The organism is Cellulosilyticum sp. I15G10I2, assembly GCF_900095725.1.
GTDB lineage: Bacteria > Bacillota > Clostridia > Lachnospirales > Cellulosilyticaceae > FMMP01.
In genome coordinates this window covers 384943-397379 of the sequence record NZ_FMMP01000028.1, presented here as the reverse complement: position 1 = coordinate 397379, position 12437 = coordinate 384943, and the positions used below count along the sequence as shown (strand labels likewise).

The window sequence follows — 12437 nt, the reverse complement described above, 5'->3', positions numbered from 1 at the left end:
GAAGGCTTTTCAGATAGCCTTTTTTTTATTGGGCTTAAGGGTAGAAATAGTAGTTGTATTACGTCCGCAAGGTAGGGGAAGGGGTAACTTTCATCTCTCCACGCCTACCCACAGCCAAACCCGAGTCGAGCTGAAAGTTACCCCTCCCCCTACCAAGCTATATTATTTATAACTTTTATCTACTTTAAAAGAATGCCGGGTTCCTAAACCGTGCGTCGCATGTGAAAATACTCGCAGATATTAATAGATAACTCGTAAATTAATGACTATCAACGACTTATGAGTTTTGCTATTTATAAGAAGGGTGTAAGTATTTTAGTAGTGGGATGTCAATTCGATTAGTCGTTGCTGCAGTTATGTATAAGGTGAATGTGAACGCCAGTTTGGTAGAAACAACATAGATTATTGCAAATGAACAGTTAACAACAATTAGGTTCATATTGTATAATAAGTTTAAAATTGAATTAAAGATAGTACATATCAGTAATTACAAGATTTTATGGAATGGCAATAAAATTTATGGAGGAACATGAGATGAAGTACGATGCGATGATAATAATTGATATGCAAACAGCTTTAATTGAAAAAAATCCTTATAATAAAAATAAGGTTTTGGACAACATTAAAACTATTTTAACGAGCTGTAGAGCGCATAAAATCCCAGTTATTTATATTTGTCATGATGATGGCATAGGAACAGAATTAGAAGCTGGTAGTAAGGGCTGGAAAGTATTTGAGGATATAGCACCACTTAATGATGAAGTAATAATTGAAAAGCATTTTACGAGTTCTTTTAGAAAAACTGGATTAAAAGAGCATTTAGATAGTATAGGGGCAAAGAATTTAATTCTTTGTGGCATGCAAGTGGAGTATTGCTTTGATACTACTTGCCGAGTTGCTTTTGAATATGAATATAATATAACTATTCCTAGAGGGACAACTACCACTTTTGATAATACACTAGCAACTGCAGAAGTTTTATGTGAGTACTATGAAAATAAAATTTGGCATAATCGTTTTGCTCAGGTTGTTGATGTGGATAAAATTATTAAAAGAATAAATGCCTCCAATGAAGACTATATCCATTGATAATCAAAGGGGATAGTCTTTTTGTAATAAACGGTATATGACAATTCAGTAGTTTTCCTAAACTGTGTATTGGGGGGTTAAATCTTTTGAAGTACATCTGAATAAAGTCTTACAACTTTTTGAAATTAAAATGAGCGTGGGATTTTTTGTCTTGAAAAAATTCAAAGGATTGCTATATTGAAAGAGACTAATAAAATATAGACAACAGGGAGTTTTTAGTGCTAGGAGAATAAAAACGATATATACAAATGGGGACTGTTGTGATAGATAAAGCCTAGTGGGGGCGAGGCAGACTGTCTACAAACTAATTCAAAGCTTAGCAGAGGAGATTTTAGGGTTCGGAAGTTGCCTCTGGAGTATTTCGTTAAGAAAATCTTAGCAGTTTATTCAAATGGTTTTTAGGGAGACTGTTTGAGCAGCAATTATAAAATTTGTATGCAAATTTTATAATTCGCGAGTTTCGACCGTTCATTTGAAGAAAGTGCTTAGATTTTTAGAAATACGCAAGTGAGTAACTGGAGAACCCTAAAATTCCCCTGCGGACCTACCCAGAACTATGACTAGTAGTTTGCGGACAGTCGTAGGGGGAAGACGAATACTTATTGAAAAAGTTATAACAGAATGGGATGATAATTCTAATCTTCTTTATCTTTTTGCAAATGATAGTGTACTTGATTTTTATCCGCGGTTTAGATTTATTACAAGAGAAAAATTCACTAAGCTTATTACTTGAAAACGATTAAGCATTAGTATAGAATCAAAGCATAACGAAAGGCAAGTAAAAGATCAGGAGCCAGTAAATATCAGGAGGTAATAGGATGACAAATACACAGCTTTTTAATACAATTTCTAAAAGAAAATCTATTCGTAAATATACTCAAACACCACTTACGGATGAAGTGCTTACTAAAGTAAAAGAATATGCCAATAATGCTAGACCGCTTGATGCAAGTATTGGCTATGCGTTTTCTTATATAAGTGAGGAGCATGTAAAAAATCTATTGCCGATTAAAGCACCTCATTATATTTGTCTTTTTTCTGAGGAAAAAGAGGGGTATTTAATGAATGCGGGTTATTTGTTGCAGCAGATTGACCTTTATCTTTCGGCCAATCATTTAGGCAGCTGCTGGCTGGGGATGGCAAAGCTTTCAAAAGATATTCCAACTATGAAAAATGGTATGAAGTTTGTTATTATGCTTGCCTTTGGCAATACTGAGGAGCGAGTACACAGAACTGATGCTTCTGAATTTAGGCGAAAGAGCATAGACGCTATCTCAAGCATAAGTAGTGCAGAAGAATTGTTAGAGCCTGTTCGCTTGGCGCCTTCGGCTTCTAATAGTCAGCCTTGGTTTTTCAGCGGGGATATGAATGAAATAACAGTAAGCCGCGAAAAGTTAAATTTTATTAAAGCACCCCTTTATGGGAAAATGAATCAGATTGACATTGGTATTGCACTGTGTCACTTAATGTTGTCACTGGAACATCAGGGAAAAACCGGGATTGTTGATTTCAATAAAAATACCGCACCTAATGGGTATGAATTTATGGTAAAAGTTAAAGTAAAAAACGCCTAAAAATGCAAAACAAACACCAGCAAAATAACTGACAGAAGTGATGGTACGTATGAAAATTGAAATAGAGAATAATATAATAGAATGCAATGTGCAGTATGGTAAGGGGAAGAAATTATCCATTCATATAGAATCAACAGGTTTTATAACGATTAAGGCACCCAAGCATACTAGCGAAGAAACGATCATAAAAACTGTAGAGCTAAATAGTAAGTGGATATTAGAAGGGCTGCAGAGGATCAAAAAATTAAAAGAAGTTACAAAGCCAAAAGCATATCATGAGGAGGGAAAGTTTCTTCATCTTGGAAAAGAGTACTTGCTTCATGAATTAATAGATAACATAGAGTTAGAAGAGGATGAACTCAAAAAGAGTCTCAAAAAATTTTATGTTTCCAGCTGCAAGGATGTGGTAGCGAAACGGATAAAGATCTATGAAAAACAGCTTGGCGTAAAACCTAAAACGGTTGAAATAACAGAATCTAAGACCCACTGGGGAAGCTGTAGTTCAGATAAAAGAATAACTTTTAATTATAGACTGGCTATGGCTCCGGTCGAGGTTATAGATTATGTGATCGTTCATGAACTATGTCACCTGATGCATATGAATCATGACAGGTCTTTTTGGAGACGTGTTGGGAGTATTATACCAGATTATAAAAAAAAGCAAGAGTTTTTAGCGGCATATGGGCGCTATATGACACTATAGGCATCTTACTTGCCGTGTAAAGGGCTAAGCGAGATGCTTATAAGTTATAAAGGTTTATTCAATAATATTATGTTTCCTTAAGTAAGCACCTAATTTATCTTTTCTAACCTTATCAAAAACTTCTCCATAATATTTAGTACTGTAAGAAATTAACTGACAATCTCTTGCGTTTTTTAATATGTTACTTGCTTCTATCTTAGAGACTTTTGCTTTAGTAGTAAGCTCAGTCATACTTTTACAGCCATAGTAAAATATTTTTAGTACCTCTAATGCTTTATTATCATCCATTTTGTCACCTCATTTAATTTAATACATTAATATGTTCTATACTATCCTACCTTTACAAAGACTATTTGTAAAGGATTCTTTGATTTAGTCAGATATAAAAATTTAAGATACAGCTTACCCATAATTATAAAAAGATTTAAAAGAGGTGTAATGAAATATAAAGTATTACGTATTAACCTATGTAATAACTTAGCTAAGTCATTAGGTTTGTAAGGAAGGAGTTTTAAGAATGGAGGAAGTTGCTATACAAGGCTGCCTAAATCAATGCGAAGTCAGGGAGCAGGAGCTTACATATTTATTTGAAACTTATTATAAGAGAGTTTATAACTGCATTTATTACCGTGTGCATTGCCAATATGTATCAGAGGATTTAACAAGTCAAGTGTTTGAGAAGATTATGCTTAAGCTACATACTTATAAGGAGGAAAGGTCAAATTTTGAAGTTTGGTTATTTGCAATTGTAAGGAATGTAGTAAATGATTATTTTAGAAGTAAAAAAAAGCATCAATGGATTTCAATAGATAGTATACTGCATTTAAAATCTGCCAGCAAAGAGCCGGAGGCGTTAATTATAAGCAGAGAAACAAGTAGTGAGCTCCTAGAGGCTATTAAAGTACTGGAAGAGAATGAAAGGCATCTTATAGCGTATAAGTTTGGTGCAAGTCTTAAAAATAAGGAAATAGCACAGATTTTAGGCATGAGCGAAAGTAATGTGGGCGTAAAGCTTTATCGTATTATGAAGAAATTAAAGACTAAGCTGGAAGGAGAGGATGAGTAATGCATCAAGATCATTTCAAAGAAGAAAGAGATAAGGAAATAGATAGTGCGTTTTTAGACTTAACAAGACAGTTAATCGCCGTGGATTTTAGCAAAAGTAGTAATAAAGAAACAGTGTATATGAAGACCCTAAAAAATCTCAATGAGTCTGAAGGAGTAAATAATATGAAGTTAGTGCAGAAAGTTAAAAAAGCAGGCCTAGCGGTAGCAGCCATTGCACTGGTAACAACACTTAGTATGCAAACGACTTTTGCACAAGAGCTAGTAGAAAAAATTATAATGCAAATATCCTTAGGACATGTAACCGCTATACAATATGAAGATAGTGGCGTTAAAGAGAGCCCCGTGCCTCCTTCTTTAAAGGGGAAGATTTTTGATAAAGAGGGTAAGCCCATAGATTACTTTACAGAAGAAACAAAAGATATTTATACAGTAGATGGAGAAAGAATTGAAAGTGCTAAGCCCAGTGGAGAGATTGTAACAGTAACACAAGGAGAAAAATCAAGAGCAGAAGATACGCTAGTCATTAAGGATTCAGAAAGATTAAATGACTATACTTGTTTCAAGGTCATTTTGCCTTCTTACTTACCAGAAGGGTATGTATTTGACAGGGCTGAGTTTTATAAAGATGAAAAAGGTATTGTGAAAGATACTAAGTACATTTCCCTCTATTTTTCACATCTAACAGCAGAAAGATATATTTATATGCAGCAAAGGTATGCGGATGAAGGAACTGCTACTATAGGAAGTACTCCGGGAAATCTGAAAAAAATAAAAATCAATGGTGAAGATGCTATTTTACATGGCGATAGAAGTCTAGACTGGGAAATATATGGAAACATATACTTTTTAAGTGGCGCTAAGACAGAGGGAGAAGTTGGCAAAGAAGAGTTGATTAAGATTGCTGAGTCCATTAAGTAATGTAGAATATAAATAATATTAGACAGTGAGATAATAGATCTATTAAAGCTTCTTCAAGAGTCAATGGTAATAAGATAATCATTGACTCTTGAAGAAGCTTTGTTTTTGCTACGCTAATAAGCTAAAAGTACTTTCGTCTTGTCAGCCAAAATTATGAACAGGGAATATTCACAGTTTATAATAGTTATTATATTTAAAATTAATATGTATTTAGGCATTAAAGAAGATTGTGATATAATAAGAAGCAAGGCCTAGGAAGCCTGTATAATAAAAGAAAATGATATTAGAAGACTATTTGATAGGAGGCATAATATGATTTATAAACAAATTGGACAATCAGATCTTAAAGCATCTGTTGTATCTCTTGGAACTTGGGCTATTGGAGGCGGTTCTTGGTGGGGGCAGAATGATGATAATGAGTCTATTAAGACAATCCATGAAGCGATTGCAGAAGGTATTAACTTAGTAGATACTGCCCCTGTATATGGTTTTGGACATAGTGAAGAAGTAGTTGGTAAAGCCATTAAAGATAGAAGAAGTAACGTACTTGTATCTACAAAATGTGGGCTAAGGTGGACTGATCAGGAGGGCAGCTATTATTTTAGCAGAGATGGCAGGGATGTTTATAAGAATGTTTCAAAAAAAGCTATTAAAGATGATGTTGAGATGAGCCTAAGACGTTTAGGGACAGATTATATTGATGTTTATTTTACCCATTGGCAAAGTGTTGAGCCTTTTCTTGTACCAGTCAGCGAAACAATGGAAGCACTGAATGAACTAAAAAAGGAAGGCAAGATTAGAGCAATCGGTGCTTCTAATGTAACGCCTTGGCATATTGAAGAATATGTAAAGTATGGACAACTTGATATCATACAAGAAAAATATAGTCTTATAGACAGACGTATTGAAGAGGAACTTTTACCACTTGCCAAGAAGCACAATATTACTTTTCAAGCTTATTCGCCCCTTGAACAAGGGCTTTTAACAGGTAAAATGAAAAAAGATTATGTACCGGAAGTAAATAGTGCCCGTTACGGCAAAAAATGGTATCAGCCAGAAAATCTTGCGAAGGTAGTCAATATGGTGGAGGGGTGGCAGGATCTTTGTAAAAAGTATAGCTGTACACCAACACATCTTGTTATTGCTTGGCTGCTCGCACAAGGAGATAATGTCAATGTACTTTGTGGTGCGAGAAAGACAGAACAACTAGAGGATAATATTAAAGGAGCAGATATTATACTGGATGCTGCAGATACAGCACGTATGAGAGAAGATGCCTTAGCTTTATAGGGCAAAAGTAAATGCGTTCCTATAAAATACAAAGAGACACTTGAGAAAAGTGTCTCTTTGTGCTATAAAATATAATCAAGTATTTCATCTAGTGTTTTAGGACCAAAATAAATGGTTTCGTCATTAATAATAAGCGCAGGTACTTGTTTGATACCATAGTGTTTTTTGAGGGCAGGAAATAAATCGATATCAATCATTTCAGCTTGAACATTTGGATTTAATAGAGCGAGTCTTTGGGCTGACACTACAGTATCAGAATAAGAGCTGCCAGTAGAAGATACACATACTTTAAGATCAACAGGCCTGTCAATAGCAATAATCTTTTGAGCCAAGGAAGGGTCAAGTTCTTCTCTAGGGCCAGCTAAATAGTAAATAGCCAAAATGAAGGCAGTAAGTGTATCACCAACTGGAAGACCATGAAACTTAACACCCATATAATAGTTTTCATCATCAATTAAACTGACAACAGGAAACTTATCAGCATGGAAAAAAACTTCAGCATCAGGATTTTCATCTTTATTATAAGTTTCAGTATGAATATACCGGCTTAAGCTTGCGATGCTTCGAATATAGTTTTTTAATTCTATAGATTTAGGGTTTTCAGAGTCTACAATAGTAGCAAGTGTAATTTCTCTTTCAAGATTTGAAAAAATAATTTTAAGAAGCTTTATTGTAGATTCACCTAAAAGCGTGCTGGCAGTGCCTAGGAACTTTTCCGTTAGAGATCTTTTTTCATCTATATATTGCATCATTCATTCTCCTTAATCTTTATATTAAAATGACTTATCAATCTATGAATCTAAATCTAGTATGTGTATTTTTAGAATGATTAATAGAAAAAGAAAATGGAAAATAATAATATATTTTTAGTAAGTAGTTATTTCTTAAGAATTTGTAAGAAAGTTATTTCATGTTTTGTAAGATGGTTCATATAAAATGAAAGTATCTTAAGGATTAATCTCGTGTATAATAAACTTAAAAAGTAGTATGTAACATGGAGGAAGGCGTATGACTTATACTTTGTTGGTATGTGATGATGATAAGCTGATTGTTAATTCTATAGCGCTTCATCTGCAAAAAGAAGGCTATCGTATACTTAAGGCGTATGATGGTTTAGAGGCATTGGAGCTTATAAGAACGCAGGAAGTACATCTTGTTTTGTTAGATGTGATGATGCCTAAGTTAGATGGGTTATCAACAACGCTTCGTATCAGACAGGAAAAAAATATTCCTATTATTATTCTTTCGGCTAAAAGTGAAGATACGGATAAGATTGCTGGACTGAATTTTGGAGCGGACGATTATATGACCAAGCCCTTTAATACCTTTGAGCTTTTAGCCAGAGTAAAATCACAATTAAGAAGGTATACAACGCTTGGATGTCTGCAGCTTGAAAAACAATTTTTAGTAACTGGTGGTTTAATGGTAGATACAGAAACAGGCAGAGTCACCGTGGATGGAGAGCTTATTAAGTTAACGCCTACAGAGTATAAAATACTCGTGTATCTCATGAAGAATATGGGGATTATTTTATCTATTAATCAGATTTATGAAAATGTATGGCAGGACGTAGCTTATGCTGCAGAGAACACAGTTGCAGTACATATTAGAAGACTTAGAGAAAAAATCGAGATTAATCCCAAAGAACCAAAATATGTAAAGGTGGTGTGGGGTAGTGGTTACCTGGTTGAAAAAATGTAGTTATAGTTATGTGGCTAAAGGCATAGTCTGTATTTTATTTTGTGTGTCTGCTTTTTTGATGTTTAATAGTTTAGCAGGCCTAGGAAGTATTCCAAAAGAAAAAAGTTGGTATGAGAGTGCTAGTTTTATGAATCAATTAACTTATAAAACTGGTTTTGTAAGAGATTGGATAGTACGTTATAAAGATGAAGCCATATTTAGTCCTAGTAGTATTGAAGAAGAACAGATAAAAGCCTATAAAGCAAATAATGATAAGATAAAAAATGATGAACAAGCTATAGAGACTATTATTAAAGATCGACAAGCTTATTTTAAACGTATCGAGCAAGAACTCATAAAAGATAATATTAATGTGGAGTATCTAGGCATTAATCTAACAACAGGAGAGGTAGTTACAAATATAGCACGTTATAATAGCAACAACCAAAAAGAGGTTATAGAGGAACTTATCAAAAGACCAGGTTTTGTTTGGGCGAACGGTAGTACTATACTTAAAACACATAAGACCCCTTATGGGAATGAAGGTTATTTTTATTACAACTATAATCAAAATTTTTATACTGGAGAGCCGTTTGAGGGAGATGAAGATTTTGAAATTTATGTAGCTGTTACTGAAGAAGTAAAAGAAGGAGATTGGTTTTACAAGGACAAACAAGAATTTGACAAACGCAGCCTTATAAGAGATAAAGTTTATGGGGCGGGCATAATCGGCGTCCTCCTTGCCCTTATTTTACTCGTGTACTGGATAAAAATAATAGGACAGAGGGAGAAGGGGGGGCCTATTACAATCAGGTTATTTGATAAAATACCTTTTGAAATACAATTTATTATTTATGGTTTGGGTATGCTTATCTGGGTAGCTGGCAGTGCAAGAATACTTCGTGAAATCGTACCTCATAGCTGGCTGCCTTATACTTTTGATCCTAGTAGTCTGGGAGTGGAAATAGGCATATTTCTTTTAGTGAGTATAGGTGTTTTTATCAACATACTCTTTGCAAGCAGTCTAATAAAACATATTAAAAATCATACGATGCATCAATATATAGGCGTTGTGCGCGTAACAAGATGGTTAGTTAAAACACTTGTAAAAGAAAAGACATTGCCACTGGCAGCGGTTTTAATAGTAGGGGCATATTTCTTTATAAATTTTATGTTTGTTTTTATCATGTTGGTATTTGGGTCGCGCATTATTGTACTACCTGGCATGGTATTGATGTTAGGATTTAATGTAGCAGCAGCACTTGCTCTATTAAAAATAGTACTGGATTACTTGAAGCTTTTTAGAGGCAGTAAGCAGATAGCACAAGGTAATATCAAGACCAAAATCGAACTAAACTATGCGTTACCTGTTATGAATGATATGGCGCATATTATTAATCACATAGGGGAGGGCCTTGAGCGAGCAGTGGAAGACTCTCTTAAAAGTGAAAGATTAAAAACAGAGCTTATTACCAATGTATCCCATGACCTTAAAACACCCCTTACTTCTATTATAAGTTATATTGATTTACTCAAAGAAGAACCTATGGAAAATACTGCAGCAAAAGAATATATTCAAGTGTTAGATGAACGCAGCAATAGGCTTAAACAGCTTGTTGAAGATCTAGTAGATGCGTCTAAGGCTGTAACGGGTAATGTAAAAGCCAACTTAGCACCACTGGAGCTTAATCAGCTTGCTAGACAAGCCATAGGAGAATATACTGACAGATTAGAAGCAAATGGATTAATGATCGTTATGAATAGAATGGAAGAAGTTCGTATTTTAGCTGACGGCAGACATATGTATCGTATCATAGAAAACTTATTATCTAATGTCAATAAGTATGCAATGCCCCATACAAGAGTTTATATTGATATTCTACAGGAAAATGGATATGGTGTATTTGTTATTAAAAATATATCTAAAGAATATTTAAATATAGATCCAAGTGAACTAACTAAAAGATTTGTAAGAGGTGATAAATCAAGAAGTACTGAAGGCTCAGGTCTTGGGCTTGCTATTGCTGAAAGTTTGGTTAAGCTGCAAAATGGATTATTTCATAATAGTATTGATGGGGATTTGTTTAAAGTAGAAGTTAAAATTCCTATTTGCTAAAGAGAACTTAGCTAAAAATCTATTTGCCTCCTATTTAGTCCTCATGGTATATTTAAATCAACTTAAATAGGGGGTAAAGCATTTGAATTGGATACAAACTTATCTTTTAGATCATATAGTAAATAATAATATTATATTAAAAAACATAGTTTATACAGTAGGTGTGCTGCTTGTATTTTATGGGGTAAAGCGCTATACCATGAGAATTGTCCGCAAAAAGGAGTACGACGCAGCTAAAGAGTTCACCATAAGAAAAGCAGTAAAATCACTATTTAATGTGCTGTTTATCATTGCACTTTTGATTATTTGGTATGACTCTAAAGACAATATACTGTCCTTTATAGGGGTTTTCACAGCGGGTATGGCTATTGCCATGAGAGATATTATACTGAATATGATAGGTGCACTCTACATACTATGGGCAGCCCCTTTTAAGATTGGAGATCGGATTGAGATTTCGGGACAAATAGGAGATGTCATTGACGTGAAGCTCTTGCAATTTAGCATATTAGAGGTAGGCAATCGTATTGCAGGGGAGCAAAGCACAGGAAGAATTGTGAATATACCTAATCTGTATATCTTTAACTACCCACTGGCTAACTATGAAAAGGGCTTTAGATTTATATGGAATGAGCTTGTTATTCCTATTGATAAAGACAGTAACTGGGAGCTTGCAAAAGAGCTTATTTATAAGCTGTTAGAAGAACATACTGGAGAGATGATAGAAGAAGCTAAAGCACAGATCAATGAGGCAGGCAAGCATTATTTGATTTATTATAATAATTTAACGCCAACGATCTATACAGAACTTAAAGAACATCAGATTCTTTTCAATGTCCGTTATTTATGTGAGCCTAGAAAAGTAAGAGTCACAGAACATATTTTATGGGAAGCAATTCTTAAGATGACTAAAGCATATGAAGAAATAAAATTAGGATAAGAAAATATAGTTCTGGCTGAAATAATTTGAATAAACCTTGGGATAATAAATAAAGAGGTGATAAAATGAGTCAGGTTAAAGTTGCGGCTTTTGCAGGAGGATGTTTTTGGTGTATGGTAAAGCCCTTTGATCAATTAGAGGGGGTTATAAAGGTGGTAGCAGGCTATACTGGGGGACAAAAGAAAGACCCAACATATGAAGAAGTATGTACCCATACCACAGGTCACTATGAGGCCGTTCAGATCACTTATGATCCAGAAAAAGCAAGTTATAAGGAACTTGTAGATGCTTTTTTTAGAAGCATCGATCCTACAGATGAGGGTGGACAGTTTCACGATAGGGGAACAAGTTATCAAACAGCTGTCTTTTATTATGATAATGAGCAAAGGCAGATAGCGGAAAATTACAAAAAAGAGCTTGAAATGAGCGGAAGGTTTAAAAAGCCTATCGCAACGCTTATTAAAGAAGCTGAAGTTTTTTATCCAGCGGAAGCGTACCATCAAGATTATTATAAAACGAATCCTTTTAGATACAACCTATATTATAAAGGATCTGGAAGAGAGGCATTTATTGAAAAAAATTGGTATAACAATACTTCGGATAAAAAAGAATTGAAGAAAAACCTAACTGATATACAGTATAAGGTTACACAAGAAAATGGGACGGAGCCTCCCTATAATAATGCCTATTACGATCAATTTGAAGAAGGTATTTATGTGGATATTGTAAGTGGCAAACCGTTGTTCTCATCTAAACATAAATTTGACTCAGGGTGTGGGTGGCCTGCTTTTTCAAAGCCTATCAGCCATGCCAATATAAGAGAAAAAGAAGATTTAACCCACGGGATGATTCGCAGCGAAGTGCGAAGTAAACATGCGGATTCTCATTTAGGTCATGTATTTGATGATGGCCCTGTAGAAGAAGGTGGCCTTAGATACTGTATTAATTCTGCAGCACTTAGATTTATTCCTAAAGAAAAAATGGCAGAAGAAGGGTACGCGGCGTATCTTGATCAGGTATAGCTAGTTATTAAGGTAAATTTTAAAAATAAAGCCTAAT

At 34.4% G+C, this 12437-nt stretch carries 13 protein-coding genes; 11 read left to right on the top strand and 2 right to left on the bottom strand.

Going from position 1 to position 12437, the window contains the following annotated elements; genetic code table 11:
• The first annotated feature begins 534 nt into the window (after positions 1-534).
• The 4 genes from BN3326_RS20885 to BN3326_RS20875 all read left to right on the top strand — a co-directional run bounded on the left by BN3326_RS20885 (position 535) and on the right by BN3326_RS20875 (position 3366).
• Positions 535-1089, top strand: a complete 555-nt coding sequence (locus BN3326_RS20885; protein WP_070001173.1) for a cysteine hydrolase family protein — start codon at positions 535-537, stop codon at positions 1087-1089.
• Between the two features lie 556 nt (positions 1090-1645).
• Positions 1646-1822, top strand: a complete 177-nt coding sequence (locus BN3326_RS22150; RefSeq protein WP_171903874.1) for a hypothetical protein — start codon at positions 1646-1648, stop codon at positions 1820-1822.
• An 85-nt stretch (positions 1823-1907) separates the two neighbouring features.
• Positions 1908-2663 (top strand): nitroreductase family protein, encoded by a 756-nt coding sequence (locus BN3326_RS20880; protein WP_070001172.1) that lies wholly within the window; start codon positions 1908-1910, stop codon positions 2661-2663.
• Positions 2664-2712: 49 nt separating this feature from the next.
• A complete protein-coding gene (locus BN3326_RS20875) occupies positions 2713-3366 on the top strand; it encodes a M48 family metallopeptidase (RefSeq protein WP_070001171.1) in 654 nt (217 codons plus the stop codon).
• Between the two features lie 54 nt (positions 3367-3420).
• Here the strand turns inward: BN3326_RS20875 and BN3326_RS20870 are convergent, their stop codons facing one another.
• Complete coding sequence (locus BN3326_RS20870; RefSeq protein ID WP_070001170.1) at positions 3421-3654, bottom strand: hypothetical protein; 234 nt, start codon at positions 3652-3654, stop codon at positions 3421-3423.
• Positions 3655-3883: 229 nt separating this feature from the next.
• Between BN3326_RS20870 and BN3326_RS20865 the strand changes: the two genes are divergently transcribed.
• The 3 genes from BN3326_RS20865 (at position 3884) to BN3326_RS20855 (ending at position 6642) form a co-directional block, all read left to right on the top strand.
• Positions 3884-4432, top strand: a complete 549-nt coding sequence (locus BN3326_RS20865; RefSeq protein ID WP_070001169.1) for a sigma-70 family RNA polymerase sigma factor — start codon at positions 3884-3886, stop codon at positions 4430-4432.
• A complete protein-coding gene (locus BN3326_RS20860) occupies positions 4432-5352 on the top strand; it encodes a DUF4367 domain-containing protein (protein WP_070001168.1) in 921 nt (306 codons plus the stop codon). The genes BN3326_RS20865 and BN3326_RS20860 overlap by 1 nt, the downstream gene beginning before the upstream one ends.
• Before the next feature lie 312 nt (positions 5353-5664).
• The gene (locus BN3326_RS20855; protein ID WP_070001167.1) at positions 5665-6642 is read left to right on the top strand and encodes an aldo/keto reductase; all 978 of its coding nucleotides are present in this window, start codon (positions 5665-5667) and stop codon (positions 6640-6642) included.
• 62 nt (positions 6643-6704) lie between these two features.
• Here BN3326_RS20855 and BN3326_RS20850 read toward each other — a convergent pair whose 3' ends face one another.
• Positions 6705-7391 carry a thioredoxin family protein gene (locus tag BN3326_RS20850; RefSeq protein WP_070001166.1) on the bottom strand — a complete coding sequence of 229 codons (687 nt, stop codon included), beginning with the start codon at positions 7389-7391 and terminating at the stop codon, positions 6705-6707.
• 259 nt (positions 7392-7650) lie between these two features.
• Between BN3326_RS20850 and BN3326_RS20845 the strand changes: the two genes are divergently transcribed.
• From BN3326_RS20845 to msrB, 4 genes are all read left to right on the top strand, one after another.
• Positions 7651-8343, top strand: coding sequence for a response regulator transcription factor (locus BN3326_RS20845; RefSeq protein WP_070001165.1), 693 nt, complete (start codon positions 7651-7653; stop codon positions 8341-8343).
• Between the two features lie 58 nt (positions 8344-8401).
• Positions 8402-10438 (top strand): sensor histidine kinase, encoded by a 2037-nt coding sequence (locus BN3326_RS20840; RefSeq protein ID WP_207646383.1) that lies wholly within the window; start codon positions 8402-8404, stop codon positions 10436-10438.
• 82 nt (positions 10439-10520) lie between these two features.
• A complete protein-coding gene (locus tag BN3326_RS20835) occupies positions 10521-11378 on the top strand; it encodes a mechanosensitive ion channel family protein (RefSeq protein ID WP_070001163.1) in 858 nt (285 codons plus the stop codon).
• A gap of 65 nt (positions 11379-11443) precedes the next feature.
• The gene (gene msrB, locus BN3326_RS20830; RefSeq protein WP_070001162.1) at positions 11444-12400 is read left to right on the top strand and encodes a peptide-methionine (R)-S-oxide reductase MsrB; all 957 of its coding nucleotides are present in this window, start codon (positions 11444-11446) and stop codon (positions 12398-12400) included.
• Positions 12401-12437 lie beyond the last annotated feature (37 nt).

What these genes read in the sequence shown, in the direction of transcription:
- BN3326_RS20885 (WP_070001173.1), top strand. Translation starts at nt 535, where the DNA reads ATGAAGTACGATGCGATGATAATAATTGATATGCAAACAGCTTTAATT.
- BN3326_RS22150 (WP_171903874.1), top strand. Translation starts at nt 1,646, where the DNA reads ATGACTAGTAGTTTGCGGACAGTCGTAGGGGGAAGACGAATACTTATT.
- BN3326_RS20880 (WP_070001172.1), top strand. Translation starts at nt 1,908, where the DNA reads ATGACAAATACACAGCTTTTTAATACAATTTCTAAAAGAAAATCTATT.
- BN3326_RS20875 (WP_070001171.1), top strand. Translation starts at nt 2,713, where the DNA reads ATGAAAATTGAAATAGAGAATAATATAATAGAATGCAATGTGCAGTAT.
- BN3326_RS20870 (WP_070001170.1), bottom strand. Translation starts at nt 3,654, where the DNA reads ATGGATGATAATAAAGCATTAGAGGTACTAAAAATATTTTACTATGGC.
- BN3326_RS20865 (WP_070001169.1), top strand. Translation starts at nt 3,884, where the DNA reads ATGGAGGAAGTTGCTATACAAGGCTGCCTAAATCAATGCGAAGTCAGG.
- BN3326_RS20860 (WP_070001168.1), top strand. Translation starts at nt 4,432, where the DNA reads ATGCATCAAGATCATTTCAAAGAAGAAAGAGATAAGGAAATAGATAGT.
- BN3326_RS20855 (WP_070001167.1), top strand. Translation starts at nt 5,665, where the DNA reads ATGATTTATAAACAAATTGGACAATCAGATCTTAAAGCATCTGTTGTA.
- BN3326_RS20850 (WP_070001166.1), bottom strand. Translation starts at nt 7,391, where the DNA reads ATGCAATATATAGATGAAAAAAGATCTCTAACGGAAAAGTTCCTAGGC.
- BN3326_RS20845 (WP_070001165.1), top strand. Translation starts at nt 7,651, where the DNA reads ATGACTTATACTTTGTTGGTATGTGATGATGATAAGCTGATTGTTAAT.
- BN3326_RS20840 (WP_207646383.1), top strand. Translation starts at nt 8,402, where the DNA reads ATGTTTAATAGTTTAGCAGGCCTAGGAAGTATTCCAAAAGAAAAAAGT.
- msrB (WP_070001162.1), top strand. Translation starts at nt 11,444, where the DNA reads ATGAGTCAGGTTAAAGTTGCGGCTTTTGCAGGAGGATGTTTTTGGTGT.